The sequence below is a fragment of the Burkholderia sp. RF7-non_BP4 genome, from assembly GCF_001521935.1.
GTDB classification, from domain to species: Bacteria; Pseudomonadota; Gammaproteobacteria; order Burkholderiales; family Burkholderiaceae; genus Burkholderia; species Burkholderia diffusa.
On sequence record NZ_LOTA01000002.1, the window covers coordinates 87,535 to 113,561 of the forward strand.

The following is a 26,027-nucleotide window of genomic DNA, read 5'->3' on the forward strand; positions in this document are numbered from 1 at the left end:
AGAGCGGGGCCGCGGCGTGCTTCAAGGCGGCGGCGCGGCCGCCCGGTTGCCGGACGCGGAAACTGCGTCCGGGGGCTGGATACACGCGTAAAATTAGAGTCTTGGCTGCAAAAGGCGCGCTCGCGCGCCCACGCGGCAACAGTCACGTTTAGAGAAGTCGCATTGCGCAGAACAGGGGTGGGACCATCATGAACACCATGCTTTATCCGGAACTTTACAGGTCGCTCGAAGCTGTCCGCTGGGACATGGAGAAGGACATTCCGTGGGACAAGTTCGACGCTTCGCTGCTCACCGACGAGCAGGCGAAGACGATCAAGATGAACGCGATCACCGAATGGTCGGCACTGCCCGCTACGGAGATGTTCCTGCGCGACAACCAGCACGACAGCGACTTTTCCGCGTTCATGAGCGTGTGGTTCTTCGAGGAGCAGAAGCATTCGCTCGTGCTGATGGAATACCTGCGCCGCTTCCGGCCGGAAATGGTGCCGACCGAAGAGGAACTGCACGCGGTGCGCTTCGAATTCGATCCGGCGCCGCCGCTCGAGACGCTGATGCTGCATTTCTGCGGCGAGATCCGCCTGAACCACTGGTATCGCTGCGCGGCCGACTGGCACACCGAGCCCGTCATCAAGCACATCTACGAAACGATTTCGCGCGATGAAGCGCGCCATGGCGGCGCATACCTGCGCTACATGAAGAAGGCGCTGAACAATTGCGGCGACGTCGCGCGCGCGGCGTTCGCGAAAATCGGCGTGCTGATGGCGTCGGCGCGCCGCACCGAGAAGCCGCTGCACCCGACCAACCTGCACGTGAACCAGGCGCTGTTCCCGCGCGACACCGTGCAGTCGCGCCTGCCCGATCCGGAATGGCTCGAGCGCTGGCTCGACGAGCAGATCCGCTTCGACGGCGAGTGGGAAAAGAAGGTCGTCGAACGGATCCTGCACAACCTGTCGATCCTGTTCGAGCGCACGTTCGCGACCGCCCAGGAGCTGAACCGCTACCGCAAGGAAGTCACCGGCCGCCTGCAGTCCGAAAGCGGCCCGTCGTCGGCCGCGCAACCGGCCTGAGGCCGCGCGGCATCGCAGCCGGCGTGAAGCGCCGCCGGTCGCGATCGCCGCAGTGTATTCCCGCATGAAGCCCGCCCGGCCATCCGGCGGGCTTTTTATCTGGCGCCGCCGTGTTTCGTCGCGACGTGCACCGCGCGCCGCTCACGCCATCCGAAATTCATCATGTCCGCTACCTTCGAACGCAAGCTGATCACCCGCGACGCCCTCGTTGCCCTGCGCGCTTCGCTGCCTTCGCCCGTCGTGTTCACGAACGGCGTGTTCGACATCCTGCACCGTGGCCACGTCACGTATCTCGCCGATGCGAAGGCGCTCGGCGCGTGCCTGATCGTCGGCGTGAACAGCGATGCGTCGGTGCGCATGCTCGGCAAGGGTGACGACCGTCCGATCAACCGCGAGGAAGACCGGATGGCGCTGCTCGCGGCGCTGGAAAGCGTCGACTGGGTCGTGAAATTCGAGGAAAAGACGCCGGTGTCGCTGATCGAGGCCGTCCGTCCGGACATTCTCGTGAAGGGCGGCGACTACGACATGGACGCGCTGCCGGAATCGGCCATCGTGCGCGGCTGGGGCGGGCGGGCGCTCGCGATTCCGTTCGAGCACGACCGCTCGACCACCGCGCTGTTGAAGAAGGTGCGCGCGCAGCAGTCGTGATCCGGGTGCCGCGCCGTCAGGGCGCGGATGCCGCGAGCGGCTCGGCCGTCACGGCCGGCGCGCCGATCGGACCGCCGATCACGGGCTGATCGCTCGCCTGCGCGAGCGGCATCGCATGCAACGCATCGGGCCGAACCTGCCGGGACAGCACGCCCGGTTCGCGCGGGCCGGCCGCCGGCAGCGGCCCGAACACGCCGCGCACGGCGACGAACGCAAGCAGGTTCGCGAGAATGAGAACAGCGATCAGCCAGCGCAGCATCGTCGACACTCCTCGTCGTTGTTCAGTCGTTCAACCGTTCGCTCGGGCCGCAGGCACGTGCGGCCGGCTGTCTGCACGGGCGCACGCGCCGGCGCCCGTTTTCCATCCCCACCGTGACGAAGCCCGCAGTCGGGCCTCCGTCGACGCGGCCGGCGCGATGCCGACCGGTTTCCGTCAGTTCCGCGCCGCCGCGTCCGCGGCGATCAACGCAAGCCCCGACAGGATCAGCGCGTCGTGCCGCGTATGCGGCAGCGTCAGCGCGCGCGCGACATCGTCCGCCGCGCCACCTGCCAGCACGAGCCGCACCGGTGCCTGCCACGCATCGGCGAGATCGCGCCATGCGCGCTCGATCAGCCCCGCCTGCGCGTACAGGCAGCCCGCCGACAGCGAGCGCGGCGTATCGACCTGGAACGGCTCGGCCTGCGCGCCCGCGAGCAGCCCGCTCGCGATGTCGGTGGTCAGCGTCGGCAGCTGCGCGGTGTGCGTGCCGAGCGCGCGCATCATCAGCGCCCAGCCCGGCGCGATCAGCCCACCGGTGAAACGGCCGTCCGCGCGCAGCGCTTCGAGCGTCGTCGCCGTGCCGAACGTCGCGATCAGCAGATGCTCGCCCGGAAACGCCGCCCGTGCGCCGATCAGGCCGGCCCAGCGATCGCTGCCGAGCTGCTCGGGCGTCGTATAGCCGTTCGTCACGCCGCATTGCGCGGGCCGCGAGCGGATCGTCGTGCGCGCCAGGCCCGGCCAACGGGCGTCGAGCAGCGCGTCGAGCCGCGCGGCCACGTCGGCGCCCGCGACGTTCGAGATCCATGCGCCATGCGGACGCGGCAGGGCCGACCAGTCGGGATCGGCACCGCCGTCGCGCGTATGGCCGAACGCGCCGGTGTCGACGAGCGTGCGCTGCGCGTCGGCGAGCGCCCACTTGATCCGGCTGTTGCCGGCGTCGATCAGCAGATGCGGTTCGTTCATTGCGCTTCGCGCAGCGATATGTCGCCGGCCGCGATCGCCTGGATGCCGTCGGGCGTGTCGAGCAGCAGCTGGCCGGTCGCGTCGATGCCCGTCGCGATGCCGCGCACGCGTTCGACGCCCTGTTCGAGCAGCACGACTTCGCGCCCCGCATAAGCGTGCAGCGCGTGCCAGCGCGGCAGGAACGGCGCGAGCCCGTCGGTGCCGAACTGCGCGAGTGCGGGCGTGAGCGCGTTCAGCGCCGCGGCGAGCGTATCGGTGAGGTTCGCCGATGCGCACGCGGCCGACAGCGCCGCCGGCGGCAGCCCGCTCGCGAGCGTTGCTTCGCGCGCACGCAGCGCATCGACCTGCGCGGCGACGGCTTCCGCGCCGCGCACGTTGATGCCGAAGCCGATCACGACGGCGGTCGCGTCGGCGGTGGTCCAGACGGTTTCGATCAGGATCCCGGCAAGCTTGCCGACGATGCGCGACGTGCCGTCGTCGGCGGTCGTCAGCAGCAGGTCGTTCGGCCATTTGAGCGCGACGCGCGCGCGGTCGTCGAGCGGCAGCGTGGCGAGCCCTTCCGCGAGCGCGACGCCGATCGCGATGCTGAGGCCGCCCAGTGCGTCGACGGGGCGCGGCACGATGCAGCCGACCGAGCACAGCAGCGCGTTGCCGGGCTGCGCGAACCAGGGGCGGCCTTGCCGGCCGCGGCCCGCCGTCTGCTCGAACGCGACGCGCACGAGCGGCGCGGGCAGCGCGTTCGCGGTGCGCGGGAGCGCCTTGAGGCGCGTCGCGACGTCGGCGTTGGTCGAGCCGGTGGCGGCGACGATGTCGAGCGGCCACGCGCGCGGCGCGGCGTCCAGGTGGGCCTCGAGCCGGTTGCGCGCGATGTGCGCGTCGCCGGAATCGGGCGTGTCGGAGGAGGTGGGGGCGTTCATGGCGCCTATTGTAGCGACAGGGGGCCGTGCGTGACGGGCGGCGCGCACGACGGGCGGGGCCGGGGCGGCGGCCCGCACGCGACCTGCGCAAAGCCGCCGCCCGCGCGGCTCGGTGCTTCTCGATCTGCACCAGCGCCTTGACGCCCTCTTCGGACGTTTTCGCGGGCAAGCAGCGTCCTGCCCCTTCAGGGCCGGCGTGGCGGGCCGATTCCCGTTGCGGGCGGTCGATGCGCGGGGAGTCAGCTCGCTCTGCCGCCGCGTCTGTGCCCGCGCGGCCGACGCACCGTCACGGCGCGACGACCGGATGCTTCAACGCATGCGCGGTCTCGATCCACTGCGCATGGAATTCGTCCGCGTCGGGCTTGAGCCCCAGCTCGCCGTTGCGATAGGCCATTGCGAGCGTTTGCACGGCTTCCGGCAGCTCGTGTTCCGCCGCACGGCGATACAGCGCGAGCGCGCGCGCTTCGTCGCGCGGCACGCCGCTGCCTTCGCGGTACGCGTTCGCGAGCATGAAATCCGCGGCCGGGATGTCCGCGCGCGACGCGATCTCGAACCAGTGCGCGGCCTGCACCGGGTCGGCAGCGATGCCGTAGCCGCTGCGATGGATCAGCCCGAGGTAATACGCGGCGGCCGGATCGCCGTGTCCGGCCGCTTCGCCGAGCAGCGTGCGGGCGCGTGCGTAGTCCTTCGGGAGGTCGCCGCTGCCGAGCAGCAGCGCCTTGCCGAGCGCCAGCTGCGCACGCCGCGCGGCCGGCGTGTCGGCTTTCGGGTCCGCCTGCGCGGCGGTTTCGAGCCAGCCGCGTCCCTCGTCGCGCAGCCCCGGCTCGCGCGCATCGACGAGCGCGATGCCGAGCGCCGCCTGCGCGTCGCCCGAGCCGCGCCGCGCAAGGATGCGCAATTGCGCGAGCGCGTGCGGCTCGACGGCCTGCGCGACCATCGCCTGCCATTCGTCGAGCTGCGCGGCGCTCGGCGCGGGGCCGGCGGCGCGCCAGCCCGTCGCCGCGACGACGGCCGCAACGGTCACGGCCGCCGCCGCGAGCAGCGCGGCCGGCGGGAGTTTCGCGCGCAGCAGGCGCCGCGCGGCGGCGGCGAAGCCGGCCTCGGCGGGCCGCATCGTCCGGATCGGTTGCATCGCGGGTCTCGTGGTCATTGCGTGAGGTCGATCTCGTAGAGGGCGAGGTTCTTGCCCGAGCCGTCGTCGGCCGCGACCTGCGTGAGGCCGGTCAGGCCGGCTGCCGCCGCGTCGCCGAGCCGGTTCGGCGCGGACGTGAACTGCACGTGCGCGACCGAGCTCGCCAGCTTCGTGAAGCGCCAGCTGCGCTGCGCGCCGTCCGCCGCGCGCGTGATCGCGCCGCGCTTCTTGATGAACGCGATCAGCACGTCGCGGTTCGCGTCGGGCGACGCGAAGATCGTCTTGCTGCCGTCGAGGCCCGGGAAGTTGCCGCCGCCGCTCGCGCGGTAGTTGTTGGTCGCGACGATGAACTGCGCGTTCGGGTCGATCGGCGCGCCCTTGTACGTCAGGTTCCTGATCCGGCTGCCGACCGGCTGCGTGACGTCGATCTCGTACGCCAGATCCGCGGACGTGAACATGTCGAAGTTGTAGCCGGGGAAGCTGCTGACGAGCGGCTGCACGGTCGCCTTGGTCGGATCGATCGTGTTGAAGCGCTTCGCGGCCGTCTCGAGCCAGTTCTTCACGTCGCTGCCGCTCACCTTCACCGCGTACACGGTGTTCGGATACAGGTACAGGTCGGCCGCGTTGTTGATCGCGAGCGCGCCCGGCGCGACGTCGGTGTAGTCGCTGCCGCCGCCGAAGCCGCTCTTGAACGGCGCGCTGACCGACAGCACCGGCAGCGACGCGTATTGCGGCAGGTTCGCCTGCACGTAGGTCTTCACGTAGTCGGCCTGCGCCTCGTTGACAATCTGGATCGCGCCGGGATCGCCGACGTCCGCGAAGTACGAGTTCATCCGGTAGTCGGTCGAGCCGATCGGCGTCTTCACGTAGTCGATCGTCGCCTGGTGCTCGGCGGCGATCGCGGCGGACACCGACGGATCGGCGGCGACGTAGCTCTTGTCGGCGTTCTGGATCGGCCGCGCCTCGACGGTCGTCTGCGACTTGTCGACGCTCCACGCGTTGCCGTCGAACTTCAGGCCGAGCTTGATCACGCCGAGATGCTTGCCCCAGTAGTTCGCCATCACGGTCGGCACGCCGTTGACGGTGCCCTTCGCCTTGTCGACGCCCGGCAGGTTGAACTGCGCGACGGTGCTGTTCGCGTCCGGGAACACCTGGTGCGAGTGGCCGATCAGCATCGCGTCGATGCCGGGCACCTTCGACAGCCACCAGCTGCCGTTTTCCATCGTCGGCGAATACGCGGCATTGTCGAGGCCGCCGTGCGAGATCGCGACGACCAGATCGGCGCCCTTCGCGCGCATCTCCGGAATGTACTTCTCGGCCGCTTCCTTCAGGCCGGTCGTGTAGACCTTGCCGTCGAGCCAGCGCTTGTCCCAGCTCATGATCGCGGGCGGCGTGAAGCCGATGATGCCGATCTTCACCGGCGCGCTGACGGTCTTGCCGTCGGGCGCGACGGCCGTCACGGTGCGGGTCAGGATCGTGTACGGCGTGAACAGCGGCGCGTTGGTCCGCGCGCTGATCACGTTCGCGAGCACCTGCGGGAAGTTCGGGCCCGCGCACTTCTTCTGCTGCGCGGGGGCCGGCAGCCCGTCGACGTCGAACGTGTTGCCGGTCACCTGCGACAGGTACGGCAGGCCGTAGTTGAACTCATGGTTGCCGATCCCGCCGCCGTCGAACTTCGCCGCGTTCATCACCTTGTAGATCGCGAGCGTCTGGTCGCAGCCGATCGGGTTCACGAGCGCCTGGTAATCCGACAGCGCGGTGCCCTGGATCGTGTCGCCGTTGTCGAGCAGCAGCGTGTTCGGATACTGCGCGCGCGCCTGCGCAATCAGCGTCGACACCCGCTCGAAGCCGAGCGACTTGTCGGCGGCGAGCTTGAAATAGTCGTACGACAGCACGTTGGTGTGCAGGTCGGTCGTTTCGAGCAGCGCGAGCGTGGCCGTCGTGCCGGCGGGCGCCTGCGTCTGCGACGACGGCGGAGCGGTGACGTCGTCGCCGCCGCAACCGGCGAGGGCGAAGGCGAGGCTGGCGAGCGCGGCGGCGGCGGTCGCGCGGCGGCGGGAAAGCGGGGGGAGACGCATCGATTGTCCTGTTTGGTGTTCTGTTCTATGAATCGCGAGGAGCGCAGCGAAATGGCGGCGCGGGCGCCGACGGCCTGACGTGCGGCGCGTGAGAGTATCGAAAGGAAACGTGACGGAAGAATGAAAGGTCGCGTGCCCGGCACGCCGCTGCGGCGGCGAACGCCGCGCCGTGGCGGGCCGGGCGCCCTCGACGAGGCGCCTTTGGCCCGGCGTCGGCGCCGGGCGCGCCCGGCTGCGCGCCCCGGCGGCAATCCTCACGTCGCGGCGCCGGACGGTTCGATACAATGGCCGCTGTCATCCTTTTGCAAACAACCCGCCCTTGGACTTCGACACACCTCCCGGCCTGTCGGTCGACGCCGGCGGCCAGGGCCAGACGGTGCGCCTGACCGGCCAGTGGACCGCGCTCGCGCTCGCGCGCAATCGCGGCGAGGTCGCGCGCCGCATCGCGGGCATCGCGTCCGGGCGCGTGAACGAATGGGATCTGTCCGGCATCGAGCGGCTCGATCACGTCGGCGGCCAGGCGCTGTGGCGCGTATGGGGCCGCAAGCTGCCGGCCGGCGTCGAGCTGACCGCCACGCAGCGCACGATCTTCGAGCGGATCGAACGTCTCGACAGCCAGCGCGAGGCGCCCGAGCGCGTCGCGCGCTTCGATCCCGTCACGCGCCTCGGCCAGGCGATCTTCGCGTTCGGCGAACACCTGCAGGGCGGCATCGCGATGTTCGGCCTCGTGATTCTCGACGCGCTGTCGGTGCTGCGCCGGCCGCAGACGATGCCGTGGAAGGAAACCTCGGCGAACATCTACAGCGCCGGCGCGCAGGCGCTGCCGATCACCGCGCTGGTCGCATTCCTGATCGGCATCGTGCTCAGCTATCTGTCCGCGCAGCAGCTGCAGATGTTCGGCGCGAACCGCTACATCGTGAACATCCTCGGGCTGTCGGTGATTCGCGAACTCGGGCCCGTGCTGTCGGCGATCCTCGTCGCGGGCCGCTCGGGCTCGGCGATCACCGCGCAGATCGGCGTGATGCGCGTGACCGAGGAGCTCGACGCGATGCGCGTGATGGGCATTCCGCACGGGCTGCGGCTGATCCTGCCGCGCGTGCTCGCGCTCGGCGTCGCGATGCCGCTGCTGGTGATGTGGACCAACATCGTCGCGCTGACGGGCGGCGCGCTTGCCGCGAAGTTCGTGCTCGGGATCGACGTCAACTATTTCGTGCGCTCGCTGCCGGGCGTCGTGCCGATCGCGAACCTGTACATCGGCCTCGGCAAGGGCGTCGTGTTCGGCATGCTGATCGCGCTGGTCGCATGTCATTTCGGCTTCAGGATCAAGGCGAACTCGCAAAGCCTCGGCGAAGGCACGACGACGTCGGTCGTGTCGTCGATCACGGTCGTGATCCTCGCCGATGCGGTGTTCGCGATCCTGTTCCAGAACGTGGGGCTCGGATGAACGCGTCGAAACAACCCGCGGCCGGTGCCGTGCCGGCCGATGCCGCCAGCGCACATGCCGCGGCAGTCGGCGCGGGCACGGTCGGCACGCCGCCGGCGGCCGCGCACGGCGACGACCTCGTGATCGAGGTGCGCAACCTGACGAAGCGCTACGGGCGCAACATCATTCACCAGAAGCTCGATTTCGACGTGCGGCGCGGCGAGATCGTCGCGATCGTCGGTGGCTCGGGCTCGGGCAAGACGACGCTCGTGCGGCAGATCCTCGGCCTCGAGCGGCCGACGTCGGGCACGATCAAGGTGTTCGGCGAAGACACGTCGAAGATCGACGACGCGAGCGCGCGGATGATGCGCACGCGTTCGGGGATGCTGTTCCAGCAGGGCGCGCTGTTCTCGTCGATGACGGTGTTCGACAACGTCGCGCAGCCGCTGCGCGAGCTCGGCCGCGTACCGCCCGACCTGCTGCACGACATCGTGATGCTGAAGCTCGAGATGGTCGGGCTGCCGTGCAAGCACGCGTCGAAGATGCCGGCCGCGCTGTCGGGCGGGATGGTGAAGCGGGTCGGCATCGCGCGCGCGATCGCGCTCGAGCCCGAGCTGCTGTTCCTCGACGAGCCGACCGCGGGGCTCGACCCGCAGGCGTCCGACGAATTCGTCGAGCTGATCGCGACGCTGCACCGCACGCTCGGGCTGACCGTCGTGATGGTGACGCACGATCTCGACACGATGGTCGCGTTGTCGACGCGCGTCGCGGTGCTGGCCGATCGCAAGGTGCTTGTGGCGGCGCCGGTCGAGGAGGCCGCGAACGTCGACCATCCGTTCATCCACGAATATTTCCTGGGGCTGCGCGGGCGCCGCGCACTGCAGGCGCTGCCGCCCGAGCGGCGCGCGAAGCTGCCGAAGGCGGCCCTCGAACCGGCGCTGTCGAGCGTCGAATTGTAGGAAAGGCAAGAAGCAAGGAACCCGCGAATGGAAAACAAATCACATGCGTTCTGGGCCGGCCTGTTCACGATCGCGCTGACGCTGGCGATCGCGGGCACCGTGTTCTGGTTCAACGTCGATCGCACCGTGCGCGTGCCGTACGACCTGCTCGCGCGCACCAACGTGACGGGCCTGTTCCCCGATGCGGCCGTGCGCTTTCGCGGCCTCGACGTCGGCAAGGTGCAGTCGATCGGCTTCGACCGCTCGCATCCGGGCCAGATCCGGATCCGGATCCTCGTCGACCATGACGCGCCGATCACGCAGTCGACCTACGGCAGCCTCGGCTTCCAGGGCGTGACGGGCATCGCGTTCGTGCAGCTCGAGGACACGGGCCGCGACCTGGCGCCGCTGCCGTCGTCGCCGAAGGCGATCGCGCAGATCCCGATGCGGCCGAGCCTGTTCGACCAGATCCAGGAGCGCGGCGACGTGTTGCTGCGGCAGCTCGAGCTGGCGGCGAAAAGCGCGAACGCGCTGATGTCGCCGGAGATGCGCGAGCAGCTGCGCGCGACGGCCGAAAGCCTGCAGCACGCGGCGGACGGCGCGACGACGCTGTCGAAGCAGCTCGCGCCGGCGGTGGCCGCGCTGCCGGAAACGATGCACCAGGTCGATCGCGCGATGGCGTCGGCGAACACGCTGCTGCAGCCGAACGGGCCGCTCGTGGCGAACCTGAACAAGGCCGGCTCGGCTGCCGAGCAGGTCGGCGTCGCGCTGAACGACCTGAACGCGCGGGTCCAGTACGACACGCTGCCGCGCTTCAACGTGCTGGCCGGCAGCGTCGGCGATGCGTCGCGGCAGTTGAAGGACGTCGCCGGTGAACTCGGCCGCAACCCGAGCAGTCTGTTGTTCGGTTCGCCCGGCTCCGCGCCCGGCCCCGGCGAGGCGGGCTTCGTCTGGCCGGGGGCAGGGGCCGCCGGGAAATGAAGCAGATCGCCAGCCCGGACCACGACGCCATCGAAACCGGAAACATCATGCAGGAACATGCCATGCCACGAATCCTTGATCGCGCGCTGCGTCCCGCCGCGACCGCGCTCGCGATGCTGACGCTCGTGTTCGCCGCCGGCTGCGCCGGCAACGGCGCGGCGCTGTCGAACGTCCGCTATGACCTCGGGCCGGCCACATCGGCCGTCACGGCCGGCACGGGCCCCGCGCTGAAGGTGCTCGACGTCGCCGCGCCCGACGCGCTCGACACGGACAAATTCGTCTATCGCCTCGCGTATGCGGATGCGCAGCGCACGGCCGTCTATCGCGACAGCCGCTGGACCGCGCCGCCCGCGCAATTGCTCACGCAGCGGCTGCGCGGCGCGCTGTCGTCGCGCGGCGCGGTGCTCGAAGGCTCCGACGGCGTGCGCGCGCCGACGCTGAAGGTCGACCTGAACGAATTCGAGCAGGTGTTCGACGGGCAGTCGCAGAGCCACGGCGCGGTCACCGCGCGCGCGACGCTGATGCAGGACGGCAAGGTGCTCGGCCAGCGCACGTTCGTCGCGCGCGCGCCGTCGAGCACGCCCGACGCGGCCGGCGGTGCGCGCGCGCTCGCGGCCGCGAGCGACGAGCTCGTGTCGCAGATCGCGGCGTGGGTCGGCGTGCAGGCGTACGCGGGCAACCCGTGACGCAGCGCGCGCAGCCGCGATGAGCGCGCCGGGCACGTCGCGCGCGTCGTCGCTGGCACGGCAGGCGTTCGCCGCGTATGCGGCGCTCATCGTCTATGCATCGCTGTATCCGTTCGACGGCTGGGTATCGCTCGGCATCGGGCCGTTCGACTACCTGTTCGCGCCGATGCAGCGTTATGTGACCGCGTTCGACGTCGTCACCAACGTGCTCGGCTACATGCCGTTCGGCGCACTCGGCGTGCTTGCGCTGCATCCGCGCTGGCGCGGGGTGGCCGCGACGCTGATCGTGGGCGGCCTCGGCGTGCTGCTGTCGGGATCGATGGAGGCGCTGCAGACCTACCTGCCGACGCGCGTCGCGTCGAATCTCGACCTCGCGGCCAACGCGCTCGGCGCGCTGCTCGGCGCGGCGCTCGCGGCACCGGCCACCGGCGCGCTGCTCGACCGTGGCGCATTGCGCCGGCTGCGCTTCGCGTGGTTCGAGGCCGACGGCGCGACGCCGCTGCTGCTTGCCGCGCTGTGGCCGTTCGCGATCCTGTTTCCGTCGCCGTTCCTGTTCGGCATCGGCGACTGGCCGGCCGCGCTGTGGGAGCGCGCCGACGGCTCGATGCAGGACGCGCTGCTCGCATGGCTGCCGGCCGCGTGGCGCGTGAGCGAATGGCCCGAGCGCGTCGACGGCTGGCTGTCCGATTCCGCGTGGGAAGCCGCGCTCGGCGGGTTGATGCTGTTCGCCGCGCTGGCGATCGCGTCGCTCGCGATGCGCGCCCGCGCGCCGCGCGTGCGGCTCCTGATCGCGTTCGTCGCCGCGACGCTCGCGCTGAAGGCGGCCGCGACCTTCATGCAGTCGAGCACCGGCCTCGTCGTCGTGTGGGCGACGCCCGGCGCGCGGCTCGGCATCGAGCTCGGCTTCGCGGCGGCGCTGCTCGCATTGCGCGTGCCGGCCGCATGGCGCGCGCTGCTCGCGGCGCTCGCGCTGCTGGCCGGTGTGGCGCTCGTCAACCTGCTGCCCGTCAACCCGTTCTTCGACTTCACGCTGTCGGGCTGGCGGCAGGGCCGCTACGTGCACTTCAACAGCATCGCGCGCTGGCTCGCGTGGATCTGGCCCTACGCGGCGCTGATCTGGCTCGGTCAGCGAGTCGAGCACGCGTGGCTGCCGGCCGCGCGGCGGCGCTGACGCGTCGGGAGAGGCAACGGGGCGGCGCGGCCGCGCCTCGTCGGTCGCGGGCAGCCGCGCGCGCCGGTCGCTATAATCGTCCGCACATCCGTTGCCGCGCGCAACGGCAATCGCCCTTCTTTCCGCCCGGCGCCGCGCCGGGCCGCACGTCATCATCATGGATTCCTACTACCAGCACCACGTCTTCTTCTGCCTGAACCAGCGCGAACCGGGCGCCGAGCGTCCGAGCTGCGCGCAATGCGACGCGCAGACCATGCAGGAGTACGCGAAAAAGCGCGTGAAGGAACTCGGCCTCGCGGGGCCGGGCAAGGTGCGCATCAACAAGGCCGGTTGCCTCGACCGCTGCGAGGAAGGGCCCGTGATGGTCGTGTATCCGGAAGGCACGTGGTACACGTATGTCGACCAGGCCGACATCGACGAGATCGTCGAATCGCACCTGCGCGACGGCAAGGTCGTCGACCGCCTGAAGATCTGAGCGGGCCGGCCGAATGAACGTTCATACGCAGAAGTCGCTGATCCCCGGCCCGGTCGGGCAGATCGAAATCGCGGTCGACCTGCCCGACGCCGTGCGCGAAGGCGGCGCCGCGCCGCGCGGCATCGCGCTCGTCGCGCACCCGCATCCGCTGTTCGGCGGCACGATGGACAACAAGGTCGCGCAAACGCTCGCGCGCACGCTGGTCCAGCTCGACTACGTGGTGTACCGGTCGAATTTCCGCGGCGTCGGCGCGACCGAGGGCGTGCACGACAACGGCATCGGCGAGGCCGACGACCTGCTCGCCGTGCTCGCGCACATGCGCGCGCAGCCCGCCTATGCGGACCTGCCGCTCGTGCTCGCGGGCTTCTCGTTCGGCACCTTCGTGCTGTCGCACGTCGCGAAGCGGTTGCGCGACGCGGGCGAGACGATCGAGCGGATGGTGTTCGTCGGCACGGCCGCGAGCCGCTGGCAGGTCGCCGACGTGCCCGAGAACACGCTCGTGATCCACGGCGAAACCGACGACACGGTGCCGATCGGTTCGGTCTACGACTGGGCGCGGCCGCAGGAACTGCCGGTCGTCGTGATCCCCGGTGCCGAGCATTTCCTGCATCGCAAGCTGCACGTGCTGAAGCGCATCATCGTCGACGCGTGGCGCTGATCCGCTGAACCCGGCGTGCGGCGCCGCTGCCGCACGACCGCGATGTCGCCGCGCGCGACATCGCGCCGCATCGTGTCCCGACGCGATCGCAGATGCCCGTTCCAGCGCGGCGCAATCCGGCTTGCACGGCGCCTGCGCACGCCTTTCGCGCGGCTTCGAGCACGATTCTCCGCAGCGAAGCCGCGCTATCCTCCCGAAGCCTGTGTGTGGCCACCTGAGCCCTGGTTCGCGAAAACGCCGTTCGCGGCCACGTATAATGGCCGCATTTCGCGTCGCCCGCGGCCCGGCCGGGCCCATGCGGCGCTCGTTTCGCCGCCTGTCCGCCCGCTCGCGACGGCCGCGAACCGAACGCGTCCGCACGAGTCCAACCGGCGCGTTTCGCGCCGTCCGACGCAGTCGGACGAACGCCGGAACGCTCGCCGCCTTGCCGTTCAACCCCTGCGCGTTTCGCGCCGCACTTTCTGCCACCAGCCTGAATCGATCATGCGTCTGTCTCCCCAAGGCCTCAAGTCCCTCGCTTCTTCCATCGCCTTCGGCACCGCCGCGCGCAACGTCGCGCTGGGCGTGATGCTGCCCGTCGCACTCGCGTCGACGATCGTCGTCGCCGAGGCGAAGCCGGCCGTCAAGGCCAAGGCCGCGCATGCCGCGCCGGCCGCCGCCACCGAGCAGTTCACCGGCGCGCCCGCGACCTTCATGCCGGGCGCGGTGCCGCCGCCGGGCGTGAACGCGCGCTCGTGGGTGCTCGTCGATGCGACGAGCAACACCGTGCTCGCATCGGGCAACGCGGACGAACGCGTCGAGCCCGCGTCGCTGACGAAGCTGATGACGGCCTACCTGGTGTTCGAAGCGCTCGACAAGAAGAAGATCTCGATGGAGCAGATCGTCACGCCGAGCGTTGCGGTTCGCCGTGTCGGCACCGACGAGTCGCGCATGTTCATCGAGGCGAACAAGCCGGTGTCGGTGCACGACCTCGTGTACGGGATGATCATCCAGTCGGGCAACGACGCCGCGATCGCGCTGGCCGAACTGGTCGGCGGCAGCGAAGGGCAGTTCGTCACGCTGATGAACGACGAGGCGGCGCGCCTCGGCATGAAGGGCACGCACTTCGCCGACGTGAACGGCATGCCCGACCCGAACCACTACACGACGGCCGGCGACCTCGCGAAGCTGTCCGCGCACCTGATCCGCGATTTTCCGCAGTACTACAGCATCTTCTCGGAGAAGGAATTCAAGTACAACAACATCCGCCAGGGCAACCGCAACCGCCTGCTGTGGCTGGATCCGACGGTCGACGGCCTGAAGACGGGCCATACGCAAGCGGCCGGCTATTGCCTGATCGCGTCGGCCAAGCGCGCGATCCCGGGTGTCGACAGCCAGCGCCGTCTCGTGTCGGTGATGATGGGCGAGCAGAAGGAAAGCGAGCGCACGCAGGACAGCATGAAGATGCTGAACTACGGCTATAGCGCGTTCGACGCGGTGCGCCTGTTCAAGGGCGGCCAGGCGATGTCGACGCCGCGCATCTACAAGGGCAAGGAAAACACCGTGCAGGTCGGCGTGAAGGGCGACCAGTGGGTGACCGTGCCGCGCGGCCTGGGCGACAAGGTCAAGCCGGAAGTCGAGGTCAACGCGCCGCTGATCGCGCCGCTCGCGGAAGGCCAGCAGGTCGGTACCGTGAAGATCGTCGCCGACGGCAAGACGCTGTCGGAGTTCCCGGTCGTCGCGCTGCAGGCGGTGCCGGAAGCGGGTATCTTCGGTCGTATCTGGGACTCGATCCTGCTGATGTTCAGCAAGAAGAAGTAAGCGCGACGGGCCTTTGTTTTCACGACTTCATCCCCATCTGGTACAGCCATGAGCCAAGCCGAATTCGAACCGATTGTCTACCTCAGCGTGTCGTCGCAGGAGGAGCTGGTGCCGTTGTCGCAAGCCCGGGTCCCGGTGCTCGACCGCGGGTTCATCTTCGGCGATGGCGTGTATGAAGTCGTCCCCGTTTATGCGCACGACGGCGCGCACGTGCCGTTCCGGATCGAACAGCATCTGGAACGGCTCGCGCGCAGCCTGAAGAAGATCGGCATCGACGATCCGCATGACGCGGCCGGCTGGCGCGCGCTGATCGAGCGCGTGGTCGCCGCGAACGCGGAAGGCCTCGGCGACGGCAATGCGCTCGTCTACCTGCAGGTGACGCGCGGCGTCGCGAAGCGCGGCCATGCGTTCCCGGCGAACGCGGTGCCGACGGTGTTCGCGATGACGAGCCCGCTGCGCCTGCCGTCGGACGAGGAGCGCGCGCGGGGCGTGCGCTGCGTGACGGCCGAGGATCGTCGCTGGCTGCATTGCGACATCAAGTCGATTTCGCTGCTCGGCAACGTGCTGATGGCGCAGCATGCGGCCGAACGCGATGCGTTCGAGACGATTCAGCTGCGCGACGACAACGTGACCGAAGGTTCGTCGTCGAACGTATGGATCGTGAAGAACGGCGAGCTGATGGCGCCGCCGCGCAGCAACAGGATCCTCGAAGGGATCCGCTACGCGCTGGTCGAGCAACTGGCCGAGGAATGCGGCATTCGGTTCGTCGCGCGCGAAATCAGCGAGGTCGAGCTGCGCTCGGCGGACGAGATCATGATCACGTCGGCCACGAAAGAGATTTTGCCCGTCACGTCGCTCGACGATCTGCCCGTGCAGGGCGGCAAGCCGGGCCCCGTGTTCGCGGCGTTGTACGACGCGTACCAGCGTGCGAAGGCACGCGAGTTTGAACAGTTTGACCTAACCCGGAGAAAATGATGAGCGAACCGACCAAAACCATCGAGGTCACCGGCGCGATCGATACCCGGAAGGAGTCGCTGCTGGAGTTTCCGTGCGATTTCCCGATCAAGATCATGGGCAAGGCGCACCCGGAGTTCAAGGACACGATCTTCAAGGTCGTGGCCGTCCACGACAACGAGATCGACGTCGAGAAGATCGAGGAGCGTGCATCGAGCGGCGGCAACTACACCGGCCTCACGATCACCGTGCGCGCGACGAGCCAGGAACAGCTCGACACGATCTACCGTGCACTGACCGGCCATCCGATGGTCAAGGTCGTGCTCTAGGGCCTGTTCCCGCCAATAACGGGCTTGCGAACGAGCCTTGCCGGCTGCAGTGCAAGGAGCAAGGAGCGCCGTTTGGCCGAGCCAAACAAGCGACGCGCGACGCCGCAATGCGGCCGGCAAGGCCCGTTCCCCTGTTTGGAAAAAATCACTCGTGGGGCTGGCCCCCAGAAGGGCCGATCGCCGCGTCATGCTCCTTGCGAATACGTCGAGTATTCGCTTCGTCGCATTCCTTGCGCTCGGCCCTTCTGGGGGCCAGCGCAAGCCCGTTATTGGCGGGAACAGGCCCTACGTTCTCCATCCGCCTTCCTGCGCGCACTCGGCGGGGGTCTTCCCCGCCGCGCGCCGCGCGTCCAGCTCGTCGCACAGCAGCTTGTATTCGGCGACTTCCTGAAGCAGCCACGCCCTGAACGCCTGCACGCGAGGCGTGTTCAGGAGCGGCGGCGGACACACGAAAAAATAGTGCCACGGGCTCTGCCCGTCGATGTCGAACAGGCGCACGAGGCGCCCGTCCAGCAGGTCGTGCACCGCAAGCGAGCGGCGCACCAGCGCAATGCCCTGGCCGTCGATCGCGGCCAGCAGCAGGTTCGACGAATCCTGGTACAGAATCCCCCGTTTCGGCTCGGTCAGCGTATCGAGCCCGGCCGCGTCGAACCACGGCCGCCACAACTCGTCGTCCGAGCGCAGCAGGTTGTAGTGCACGAGATCGGCGGGCGTCCGCGGCAGGTTACCGCCGTTCAGCGTCGGCGAGCACGCCGGAAAGAACACCTCCTCGAACAGCGGCTCGACGTGCAGCCCCGGATAGGTGCCGGAGCCGAAGCGGATCGCGAGGTCGACGTCGTCGCGCGCGAAATCGGTGAGCGAGTTGGTCGACTGCAGCTCGACGTCGATTTCCGGATGCCGCTCGATGAACGTGCCGATGCGCGGCGTGATGAAGCGCGCGGCGAACGACGACAGCATCGACACCACCAGCCGTCGCCCGCGGTCGCTTGCGCGCACCTCGCGCGTCGCGTCGGCGATCACCATCAACGCGGTGCGGACCTGCTGCGCGTAGCGCATGCCGGCGTCGGTCAGGCACAGCCGCTTGCCGTTGCGCGTGAACAGCTGCACGCCGAGCTCCTCCTCGAGCGCGCGAACCTGGTGGCTGACCGCGCCGTGCGTGACGTACAGCTCGTCGGCGGCGCGGGAGAAATTCTCGTGGCGGGCGGCGGCTTCGAACGCGCGAATCGCGTTCAGCGCAGGCAGCTGGCGGAGGTCCATTTGCTAATTTTCCTCACATCGACGTGAAAATTGGTCGTTTTGTCGGACGCCTTGAAGTGACTACGATTGTAGCCATCGAAGCATTTATTGGCGGAGACGATCATGCAAGAAATTTCTTCAAGCATCACGTTCGAAATTCCCGCGGGCGAAACCGTGCCGATGAAGGTGCAGCGCAGCACCCGTCTGACGGTGCAGTGCGGGCCGGTGTGGGCGACGCGCAGCAACGACGTCGAAGACTACTTCCTGGTCGACGGCGAAACGCTCCGGCTGCGCCGCGGCGAGCGGCTGTGGCTCAGCGCGGAAGGCCGGCAGGGCGCGCATGTGGCGTTCTCGGTGTCGCGGCCGGCCGGGGAGATCGCGCGCGGCGCGCTCGCACGGCTGCGCGATCGTGTGAATGCGCTGCTCCACGACGGCTGGCGCACCGTCTAACGGGCCTTTCCTCCGACGGATACGCGCGATCCGTCCCCTTCCATAGCCGGCGAGACGCATGGGTTTTCGGTAAACTACCGCCCATGTCCGTCTCGCCGGTTGCCATCGTGTCCACGCCTGTCGCTGTTTCCGAATCGCCCGCCGGGTCTCCGGTTCAGCCCGTCGCGCCGGTCACCGTGCGCTGGCGGGGCAGCGAGGCCTACGAGACGAGCTTCGACGCGATGCGCGCGTTCACCGACACGCGCACGGCCGACACCGGCGACGAAATCTGGGTCGTCGAGCATCCGCCCGTCTACACGCTCGGCCAGGCCGGCGACCCGGCCCACCTGCTGGTGGCCGACAGCGGCGTGCCGCTCGTGAAGGTCGACCGCGGCGGACAAATCACCTACCACGGCCCCGGCCAGATCGTCGTCTACCTGCTGCTGGACCTGCGCCGGCGCAAGTTGATGGTGCGCACGCTCGTGACGAAGATCGAGGAAGCCGTGATCGAAACCCTCGCGGCGTATAATCTCGCTTCGGTCCGCAAGGCGGGCGCGCCGGGAATCTACGTGGCATCCGGCGTGCACGAAGGCGCGAAGATCGCGGCCCTCGGCCTGAAGATCCGCAACGGCTGCAGCTATCACGGGCTGAGCCTGAACGTGAAGATGGATCTGCGCCCGTTTCTCGCGATCAACCCGTGCGGCTATGCCGGACTGGAAACCGTCGACATGGCGAGCCTCGAGGTTGCCGCCGACTGGAACGACGTCGCCCACACGCTGGTGGGGCGTCTGATCGCCAACCTCGACGGCGAATCCGCGGCCGCCGACAAGCCGCAGGCACTGGAACATTCGAATGACTGACGTTACCGCTTCCCCCGCACCGGCCGATTCGGCCGCGACCCCTGCCTACGATCCGACCGCCAAGCAGAAGGCGCAGGCGAAGACGGCGCGCATCCCGATCAAGGTCATTCCGATCGAGAAGCTGAAGAAGCCGGAATGGATCCGCGTGAAGGCGGCCACCGGCAGTTCGCGCTTCAACGAGATCAAGACGATCCTGCGCGAGCACAACCTGCATACCGTGTGCGAGGAAGCGAGCTGCCCGAACATCGGCGAATGCTTCGGCAAGGGCACCGCGACGTTCATGATCATGGGCGACAAGTGCACGCGCCGCTGCCCGTTCTGCGACGTCGGCCACGGCCGTCCCGATCCGCTCGACGCGGACGAACCGAAGAACCTGGCCCGCACGATCGCCGCGCTGAAGCTCAAGTACGTGGTGATCACGAGCGTCGACCGCGACGACCTGCGCGACGGCGGCGCCGCCCATTTCGTCGAGTGCATCCGCGAAGTGCGCGAGCAGTCGCCGGAAACGCGCATCGAGATCCTGACGCCGGACTTCCGCGGCCGTCTCGACCGCGCGATCTCGATCCTGAACGCGGCACCGCCCGACGTGATGAACCACAACCTCGAAACGGTGCCGCGCCTGTACAAGGAAGCGCGCCCGGGTTCGGACTACGCGCACTCGCTGAAGCTGCTGAAGGACTTCAAGGCGCAGCATCCGGACGTCGCGACGAAGTCGGGCCTGATGGTCGGCCTCGGCGAGACCGAAGAGGAAATCCTGCAGGTGATGCGCGACCTGCGCGCGCACGACGTCGACATGCTGACGATCGGCCAGTACCTGCAGCCGTCCGAGCACCACCTGCCGGTGCGTGCGTACGTGCATCCGGACACGTTCAAGATGTACGAGGAAGAGGCGTACAAGATGGGCTTCACGCACGCGGCCGTCGGCGCGATGGTGCGGTCGAGCTATCACGCCGATCTGCAGGCGCACGGGGCCGGGGTGGTCTGAGCGCCGCGTTCGCGCAACAGCCTCACATCTCATGCAGTTGAAGAAGCCCGCAGCGATGCGGGCTTTTTCGTTGGTGCGGCCGCCGCCCGCGCGTTCGCACGACAATCGCCATCCGACCGGACGCGTGTTCCGGTCGAACGTGGAAAGCAAAGCTGAAACGGCATCGATAGCTTCGCAGGATAAGTTCGCTCCCGCCGCGCGCAAAGCTCGTAAAGTCGGCTCTCCCGCAGCAATGCCCGCATTCGAAGGAGAGCCGCATGTCCCGTTTCAGCTTCGTCCGCCGCGCCGTCGTCGCGCTGACCGCCTTTGCCGCGCTGGGCGCGGCGCACGCCGAATCGCGCGAAGTCGTGATCGCGTACCAGGATATGGTCGTGCCGTGGCGCTACGCGCAGGCGAGCGGTGAAGTCGAAAAGGCGACCGGCTACAAGGTCACGTTCCGCAAGCTCGACAGCGGCGCCGACGTGATCCGCGCGCTCGCGTCGGGCTCCGTGCAGCTCGGCGAGGCCGGGTCGAGCCCGATCGCGGCCGGACTGTCGCAGGGGCTCGACATCTCGCTGTTCTGGGTGCTCGACAACATCAACGACGCCGAGGCGCTCGTCGCGCGCAACGGCTCGGGCGTGACCAGCGTCGCCGCGCTGAAGGGCAGGAAGATCGGCGTGCCGTTCGTGTCGACGTCGCATTTCCATACGCTCGTCGCGCTGCAGGCCGCCGGCGTGAATCCGAACGACGTGAAGATCGTCAACCTGCGTCCGCCCGAGGTCGCGGCCGCGTGGACGCGCGGCGACATCGACGCGACCTACATCTGGGATCCGGTGCTCGCGAAGGTCAAGCAGTCGGGCACCGTGCTGACGACGTCGGGCCAGGTCGCGAAGCAAAGCGGCAAGGCAACCTTCGACGGCTTCGTCGTGAGCCGCAAGTTCGCGCGCGAGAACCCCGAGTTCGTCGCGCGCTTCGTGAAGGTGCTTGCGTCCGCCGATGCCGACTACCGCGCGCATGCGGCCGCCTGGAAGGCTGGTTCGCCGCAGGTCGCGGCGGTCGCGAAGGTGTCGGGCGCGGACGTGCAGGACGTGCCCGCGAGCCTCGCGCTCTACGCGTTCCCGACGCCGGCCGAGCAGGCGTCGCCGACGTGGCTCGGCGGCGGTGCGCAGTCCGGCGCCGCGAAGTCGCTCGCGGCCACCGCCGCGTTCCTGAAATCGCAGGGCACGATCCAGACGGTGCTCGCCGACTATTCGGTCGGCGTCGATCCGCAGTTCGTGCAGAAGGCCGCACGCTGAACGCGGCGCGTCAGGCGACTCAGGCCACTCATCGCGGAGCCCTCGATCATGAGCACGCTGGAAGTCCGTCAGGTATCGGTCGCCTATCCGGGCGAACGCGGTCGGCCGACGACGCAGGCGCTCGCGCGCGTCGACCTGCGCATCGATTCCGGTGAATTCGTCGTCGCGCTCGGCGCGTCCGGGTGCGGGAAGACGACGCTGCTGAACTGCATGGCCGGCTTCGTCGCGCCGACGACGGGCGACGTGCGCGTCGACGGCGTGCCGGTCGCGGGCCCGGGCGCCGATCGCGGCGTCGTGTTCCAGAAATATGCGTTGCTGCCTTGGCTCGACGTGCTCGAGAACGTCGCGCTCGGGCTGCGCTTCGCACGCGTGTCGAAGGCGGAGCGCGAAGCGCGCGCGACGGAGATGCTCGCGCTCGTCGGCCTCGAGCGCCATGCGCATGCGCGCGTGTACGAGCTGTCGGGCGGGATGCAGCAGCGCGTCGGCATCGCGCGTGCGCTCGCGAGCGATCCGCGCGTGCTGCTGATGGACGAGCCGATGGGCGCGCTCGACGCGATGACGCGCGGCACGATGCAGGCGCTCGTCCTCGACGTGTGGGCGCGCACGGGCAAGACGGTGTTCTTCATCACGCACGACGTCGAGGAGGCGCTGTTCCTCGCGACGCGTCTCGTCGTGATGACGCCCGGCCCCGGCCGCATCGCGGAAACCTTCGAGCTGCCGTTCGCGCGGCGCTACGTCGAATCGCGCGATGCGCGCGCGGTGAAGTCGTCGCCGGAATTCATCGCATGGCGCGAGCGGCTGATCGCGTATCTGCATCGCGACGAGGCGGTCGCGGAGGTCACGTGATGCACGAATTCGCGCGGCAGGGCGCGTCCGTCGGGCGCGGCCGGATCAGTACTTTGCACAGGCAGGACGACATGAGCACGCAGGATTCCTGGGCGGCCGATCGAGCGGCCGGAAGGGTCGAGCAGGACGAGCGCACGACGCGGCGCAAGGCGGCGCGGCCGTCGCGCCGCTACCGCTTGCCGGGCCAGGGCAAAACCGCGGGGCTCAGCGCGGCGACGGTCGCGGCGCTGGCCGTGCTGTGGTGGAGCGCGACGCATTGGCAGTGGTTGCCGCCGCTGTTCCTGCCCGCGCCGGAAGCGGTGTGGGCGGCATTCGTCGATGCGTGGCACGGCCGCATCCAGGGCGGCCTGCCGCTGCCCGAGCATCTGCTGTGGAGCGCCGCGCGCGTGTTCGGCGCATTCCTGCTCGCCACCGCGATCGGCGTGCCGGCCGGCGTCCTGATGGGCGTGAGCCGTGTCGCGCGCGGCGTGCTCGATCCGCTGCTGGAATTCTACCGGCCGCTGCCGCCGCTGGCGTACCTGCCGCTCGTCGTGATCTGGTTCGGCATCGACGAGACGGCGAAGCTGGTCGTGATCTTCCTCGCGTGCTTCGCGCCGATCGCAATGGCCGCCCGTGCGGGCGTGCGCGCGGCGACGGTCGAGCAGATCAACGCCGCCTATTCGCTCGGCGGCAGCTTCGCGCAGATCGTGCGCCACGTCGTGCTGCCGGCCGCGCTGCCGGAAATCCTCACCGGCCTGCGGATCGCGATCGGGTTCGGCTGGACGACGCTCGTCGCGGCCGAGATGGTCGCCGCGACGGCCGGGCTCGGGCAGATGGTGCTCAACGCGTCGAGCTTCCTGCGCACCGATATCGTCGTGATGGGCATCCTGATCATCGGCGCGATCGCGTGGCTGTTCGATCTCGCGATGCGATGGGTCGAGCGGCGGATCGTGCCGTGGAAAGGGCGCGGATGACACGCAGCAGGCGGCGCATTCACGCCGCCTCTGCCGGCCGCTTTCAATCCCCCATCGCGATCCCTTCACGCCGCGGGTCGGCCCCGCCGAACCACACCGTCTGCCCCTGCACGTTCAGCCGCTGGATCCCCTGCAGTCCGGAATTCATCTCGACGACTTGCACGTCGTGCCCGCGTCCCTTCAGGCCGTCGACGAGCGCGTCCGACACGCGGCCGCGCTCGAGCTGCGTCGGCCCGTTCATCGACCCGACGTTCGGCAGCGCGATCGCCTGCTGCATCGTCATCCCCCAGTCCATCACGCCGATCAGCGTCTTCGCGACATGGTTGATGATCGCGGGGCCGCCGGCCGAGCCGACGATCATCGTCACCTGCTTCGTCTTCTTGTCGAACACGAGTTCCGGCGCCATCGACGAGCGCGGCCGCTTGCCCGGCTGCACGCGGTTCGCGACGGGCCGGCCGTTCTCGCTCGCCACGAACGAGAAATCGGTGAGCTGGTTGTTCAGCATGAAGCCGCGCACCATCAACCGCGAACCGAACGCGTCCTCGACGCTGGTCGTCATCGACAGCGCCTGGCCGTAGCGGTCGACGATCGCGATGTCGGACGTCGACGGCAATTCGGGGCTGCGGTCGTCGGCCAGCGCGAGCGTCGCGCCCTGCGGCGTGCCGGCCTGCGCGACGCCCATGCTCGTGTCGCCGATCAGGCGCGCGCGCTGCGCGAGATAGGTCCTGTCGGCGAGGCTCGCCCAGCTGCCGCCCGGCAGCGGCGCGAAATCGGGATCGGCGACGTAGCGCGCGCGGTCCGCATACGCGAGGCGCCCGGCCTCGCTGAACAGGTGCGCGGCGAACGGCGTCGGCTCGTAGCCGAGCTCGGTCCGCACTGGCTTCTGCGCGCCGATCTGCTGCCAGTCGGGCATCGCCTCGAGGATGCCGAGCATCTGCGCGACCGCGAGGCCGCCCGACGACGGCGGCGGCATCCCGCACACCACCGAGCGCCGGTAGTCGGTGCACAGCGGCGCACGCACCTTCGCCTTGTAGCGCGCGAGATCCTGCAGCGTCAGCAGGCCCGGGTTGGTCGGATGCTTGCGCACCTTGGCGACGATGTCGCGCGCGATCGCGCCGGTGTAGAACGCATTCGCGCCGCGGTCGGCGACCTGGCGCAGCACGGTCGCGAGCGCGGGGTTCTTCAGCACCGTGCCGGCCGCCTTCGGCGTGCCGTCCTTGTTGTAGAAGTACGCGCGCGCGGCCGGGTCGTTCATCAGGTACTTGTCGTTCGCGATCAGCATCGCCAGGCGCGGGCTGATCGTGAAGCCGTGCTCGGCGAGCCGGATCGCGGGCTGGAACAGCCGGCGCCACGGCAGCTTGCCGTGCGCGCGGTGCGCGGCGTCGAGCATGCGCAGCACGCCCGGCGTGCCGACCGAACGGCCGCCGACGACACCTTCGTAGAAGCCCATCGGCTGGCCGGTCGGGCCGTAGAACAGGCGGTCGGTCGCGGCGGCCGGCGCGGTCTCGCGGCCGTCGTATGCCTGCGTCGTCTTGCCGTCGGAATACAGCATGAACGCACCGCCGCCGAGCCCCGACGATTGCGGCTCGACGAGCGCGAGCACCATCTGCGTCGCGATCGCCGCGTCGATCGCGGTGCCGCCGGCCTTCAGCATGTCGTAGCCGGCCTGCGTCGCGAGCGGGTTCGCGGCCGCGATCATGAAGTGCTGCGAGGTCCAGCCCGGCTTGTCGGTCCAGCCGGACGAGCGTTCGGGCGCGTGGACGCCGGGCAGCGGCACCGCGGCGCCCGACGCGGCGGCGACCGGGACGACGGCGCCCGACGGCGCGGACGGGGACGTGCAGCCGGCGCTGAACGTGGCGAGCGCGACGAGCGCGAGCTCGGCGACGGGCGTCCAGGGACGCGAATACGGACGAATCCGGTCGAACATTGAACCCTCGGCAACAGTGAATTCGAAGGCGGCGGCGTATGCGCGGCACGCGCTCCGCACGGGCGGCGCGCTATTGTCGCCGCGCGGCCGGCGGGTTGTCACCCGACAGGAAACCCTGACGCATCCCGTCGGAGCCGCCCCGGCCGGTCTTCCCGGCCTGTTCGAGGATGAACTCTATGAACGTCGCGGTCGCGCGCGTGTGGTGCCGGTTCGGCATGTAGAGCATGTACATGTGCGTGCCGAAGATGCTGAGCCGGTACGCGTCGAGCGAGGTGACGACCGTGCCGCGCCGCATGTCGTCCTGCATCACGTAGTCGGGCACGATGCCGACGCCGATCCCGGCGAGGATCGCCTGGCGCAGGAACAGGAAGTTCTCCGAAATCAGCGTGGGTTCGAGCAGCACCTCGTGGCGCTCGTCGCCGAGATACGCGGCGATCCGCAACTGCCGCCCCAGCACCGTCGCGGTGACGACCGGCGCGGCGGCCAGCGCGCCGAGGCTCGCGGGCATCCCGTGCGCGGCCGCGAACGCGGGCGACGCGCACGCGACGTAGCGCACCGCGCCCATGTCGCGCGCGACGAGGTTCTGCGGCGGCTCGGACATCACGCGGATCGCGATGTCGACTTCGTCGCGCATCAGGTCCTCCACGCGATTCTCGAACACCACGTCGAGCACGATGCCCGGATGCAGCCGCTTGAACGCGAGCAGCCACTCGGACATCACCATCTGCCCGTAGCCGCTCGGCACCGACAGCCGCACGCGGCCCTGCAGGTCCTGGCCGAGCGTCGTCACCGATTCCTGCGCGGCGAGCAGTTCATTGCGGATGCGCCGGCCGTGCTCGTACAGCTTCAGCCCGATCTCGGTCGGCTCGATGCAGCGCGTCGTGCGGCGCACGAGTTGCTGGCCGATCGAGCGTTCGAGCTGGTTCAGCCGGTAGCTGACGTTCGCGCGGCTCATCTTGAGCCGCTGCGCGGCCTTGCTCAGGTTGCCCGCATCGAGGATCTCGACGAGCAGCGTCAGCGCGTTCAGGTCCATGTCTT

At 69.3% G+C, this 26,027-nt stretch carries 26 protein-coding genes; 18 read left to right on the plus strand and 8 right to left on the minus strand.

The window, feature by feature from the left end; all coding sequences use genetic code 11:
- Positions 1-188 precede the first annotated feature (188 nt).
- A complete protein-coding gene (locus WS49_RS01970) occupies positions 189-1,067 on the plus strand; it encodes a ferritin (RefSeq protein ID WP_059451551.1) in 879 nt (292 codons plus the stop codon).
- A gap of 162 nt (positions 1,068-1,229) precedes the next feature.
- On the plus strand, positions 1,230-1,715 hold the full coding sequence (gene rfaE2 / locus WS49_RS01975; RefSeq protein ID WP_059451616.1) for a D-glycero-beta-D-manno-heptose 1-phosphate adenylyltransferase: 486 nt from the start codon (positions 1,230-1,232) through the stop codon (positions 1,713-1,715).
- Between the two features lie 16 nt (positions 1,716-1,731).
- On the opposite strand, the gene WS49_RS01980 is transcribed toward rfaE2, so the two are convergent.
- The 5 genes from WS49_RS01980 to WS49_RS02000 form a co-directional block, all read right to left on the minus strand.
- Positions 1,732-1,974, minus strand: a complete 243-nt coding sequence (locus tag WS49_RS01980; protein ID WP_059511893.1) for a hypothetical protein — start codon at positions 1,972-1,974, stop codon at positions 1,732-1,734.
- A gap of 174 nt (positions 1,975-2,148) precedes the next feature.
- Positions 2,149-2,937, minus strand: a complete 789-nt coding sequence (locus WS49_RS01985; protein ID WP_059523989.1) for a type III pantothenate kinase — start codon at positions 2,935-2,937, stop codon at positions 2,149-2,151.
- Complete coding sequence (locus WS49_RS01990) at positions 2,934-3,854, minus strand: biotin--[acetyl-CoA-carboxylase] ligase (RefSeq protein WP_059523991.1); 921 nt, start codon at positions 3,852-3,854, stop codon at positions 2,934-2,936. Before WS49_RS01990 ends, WS49_RS01985 begins: the two co-directional genes overlap by 4 nt.
- Before the next feature lie 286 nt (positions 3,855-4,140).
- Positions 4,141-4,986: a tetratricopeptide repeat protein gene (locus WS49_RS01995; protein ID WP_059523992.1), complete on the minus strand. Its 846-nt coding sequence runs from the start codon at positions 4,984-4,986 to the stop codon at positions 4,141-4,143.
- Between the two features lie 14 nt (positions 4,987-5,000).
- The gene (locus tag WS49_RS02000; RefSeq protein WP_059523994.1) at positions 5,001-7,064 is read right to left on the minus strand and encodes a bifunctional 2',3'-cyclic-nucleotide 2'-phosphodiesterase/3'-nucleotidase; all 2,064 of its coding nucleotides are present in this window, start codon (positions 7,062-7,064) and stop codon (positions 5,001-5,003) included.
- Positions 7,065-7,383: 319 nt separating this feature from the next.
- Here WS49_RS02000 and WS49_RS02005 point away from each other — a divergent pair, with 319 nt between their 5' ends.
- The 10 genes from WS49_RS02005 to WS49_RS02050 all read left to right on the plus strand — a co-directional run bounded on the left by WS49_RS02005 (position 7,384) and on the right by WS49_RS02050 (position 16,479).
- Positions 7,384-8,508 carry an MlaE family ABC transporter permease gene (locus WS49_RS02005; protein WP_059523996.1) on the plus strand — a complete coding sequence of 375 codons (1,125 nt, stop codon included), beginning with the start codon at positions 7,384-7,386 and terminating at the stop codon, positions 8,506-8,508.
- Positions 8,505-9,446 (plus strand): ABC transporter ATP-binding protein, encoded by a 942-nt coding sequence (locus tag WS49_RS02010; RefSeq protein ID WP_059523998.1) that lies wholly within the window; start codon positions 8,505-8,507, stop codon positions 9,444-9,446. The genes WS49_RS02005 and WS49_RS02010 overlap by 4 nt, the downstream gene beginning before the upstream one ends.
- Positions 9,447-9,473: 27 nt before the next feature.
- The gene (locus tag WS49_RS02015) at positions 9,474-10,406 is read left to right on the plus strand and encodes an MlaD family protein (protein ID WP_059524000.1); all 933 of its coding nucleotides are present in this window, start codon (positions 9,474-9,476) and stop codon (positions 10,404-10,406) included.
- Between the two features lie 62 nt (positions 10,407-10,468).
- On the plus strand, positions 10,469-11,092 hold the full coding sequence (locus tag WS49_RS02020; protein WP_059524039.1) for an ABC-type transport auxiliary lipoprotein family protein: 624 nt from the start codon (positions 10,469-10,471) through the stop codon (positions 11,090-11,092).
- Positions 11,093-11,111: 19 nt separating this feature from the next.
- Positions 11,112-12,263, plus strand: coding sequence for a VanZ family protein (locus WS49_RS02025; protein WP_059524002.1), 1,152 nt, complete (start codon positions 11,112-11,114; stop codon positions 12,261-12,263).
- A gap of 157 nt (positions 12,264-12,420) precedes the next feature.
- Complete coding sequence (locus WS49_RS02030) at positions 12,421-12,738, plus strand: (2Fe-2S) ferredoxin domain-containing protein (protein ID WP_011694422.1); 318 nt, start codon at positions 12,421-12,423, stop codon at positions 12,736-12,738.
- 13 nt (positions 12,739-12,751) lie between these two features.
- Complete coding sequence (locus tag WS49_RS02035) at positions 12,752-13,396, plus strand: alpha/beta hydrolase (protein WP_059524004.1); 645 nt, start codon at positions 12,752-12,754, stop codon at positions 13,394-13,396.
- A 483-nt stretch (positions 13,397-13,879) separates the two neighbouring features.
- On the plus strand, positions 13,880-15,196 hold the full coding sequence (locus WS49_RS02040; protein WP_059524006.1) for a D-alanyl-D-alanine carboxypeptidase family protein: 1,317 nt from the start codon (positions 13,880-13,882) through the stop codon (positions 15,194-15,196).
- A gap of 48 nt (positions 15,197-15,244) precedes the next feature.
- Positions 15,245-16,171, plus strand: coding sequence for a D-amino acid aminotransferase (locus tag WS49_RS02045; RefSeq protein ID WP_059524008.1), 927 nt, complete (start codon positions 15,245-15,247; stop codon positions 16,169-16,171).
- A complete protein-coding gene (locus tag WS49_RS02050; RefSeq protein WP_059524041.1) occupies positions 16,171-16,479 on the plus strand; it encodes an HP0495 family protein in 309 nt (102 codons plus the stop codon). The genes WS49_RS02045 and WS49_RS02050 overlap by 1 nt, the downstream gene beginning before the upstream one ends.
- A 285-nt stretch (positions 16,480-16,764) precedes the next feature.
- Here the strand turns inward: WS49_RS02050 and WS49_RS02055 are convergent, their stop codons facing one another.
- Positions 16,765-17,736: a transcriptional regulator GcvA gene (locus WS49_RS02055; protein ID WP_059524010.1), complete on the minus strand. Its 972-nt coding sequence runs from the start codon at positions 17,734-17,736 to the stop codon at positions 16,765-16,767.
- Positions 17,737-17,838: 102 nt separating this feature from the next.
- Here WS49_RS02055 and WS49_RS02060 point away from each other — a divergent pair, with 102 nt between their 5' ends.
- From WS49_RS02060 to WS49_RS02085, 6 genes are all read left to right on the plus strand, one after another.
- The gene (locus WS49_RS02060) at positions 17,839-18,165 is read left to right on the plus strand and encodes a DUF2917 domain-containing protein (RefSeq protein ID WP_059524043.1); all 327 of its coding nucleotides are present in this window, start codon (positions 17,839-17,841) and stop codon (positions 18,163-18,165) included.
- An 83-nt stretch (positions 18,166-18,248) separates the two neighbouring features.
- Positions 18,249-19,004 (plus strand): lipoyl(octanoyl) transferase LipB, encoded by a 756-nt coding sequence (gene lipB / locus WS49_RS02065; RefSeq protein WP_057928547.1) that lies wholly within the window; start codon positions 18,249-18,251, stop codon positions 19,002-19,004.
- Entirely contained in the window at positions 18,997-19,989 is a 993-nt protein-coding gene (gene lipA / locus WS49_RS02070; RefSeq protein WP_057928546.1) for a lipoyl synthase, read from the plus strand. The genes lipB and lipA overlap by 8 nt, the downstream gene beginning before the upstream one ends.
- Before the next feature lie 257 nt (positions 19,990-20,246).
- Positions 20,247-21,263 (plus strand): taurine ABC transporter substrate-binding protein, encoded by a 1,017-nt coding sequence (gene tauA, locus WS49_RS02075; RefSeq protein ID WP_059524012.1) that lies wholly within the window; start codon positions 20,247-20,249, stop codon positions 21,261-21,263.
- 48 nt (positions 21,264-21,311) lie between these two features.
- Positions 21,312-22,109, plus strand: coding sequence for a taurine ABC transporter ATP-binding protein (locus WS49_RS02080; protein ID WP_059524014.1), 798 nt, complete (start codon positions 21,312-21,314; stop codon positions 22,107-22,109).
- Positions 22,109-23,062 carry an ABC transporter permease subunit gene (locus WS49_RS02085; protein ID WP_059524016.1) on the plus strand — a complete coding sequence of 318 codons (954 nt, stop codon included), beginning with the start codon at positions 22,109-22,111 and terminating at the stop codon, positions 23,060-23,062. Before WS49_RS02080 ends, WS49_RS02085 begins: the two co-directional genes overlap by 1 nt.
- A 43-nt stretch (positions 23,063-23,105) precedes the next feature.
- On the opposite strand, the gene ggt is transcribed toward WS49_RS02085, so the two are convergent.
- Positions 23,106-24,989 carry a gamma-glutamyltransferase gene (ggt, locus tag WS49_RS02090; RefSeq protein WP_059524018.1) on the minus strand — a complete coding sequence of 628 codons (1,884 nt, stop codon included), beginning with the start codon at positions 24,987-24,989 and terminating at the stop codon, positions 23,106-23,108.
- A 70-nt stretch (positions 24,990-25,059) separates the two neighbouring features.
- Positions 25,060-26,022 (minus strand): LysR family transcriptional regulator, encoded by a 963-nt coding sequence (locus tag WS49_RS02095; protein ID WP_059524020.1) that lies wholly within the window; start codon positions 26,020-26,022, stop codon positions 25,060-25,062.
- Between the last annotated feature and the right edge of the window lie 5 nt (positions 26,023-26,027).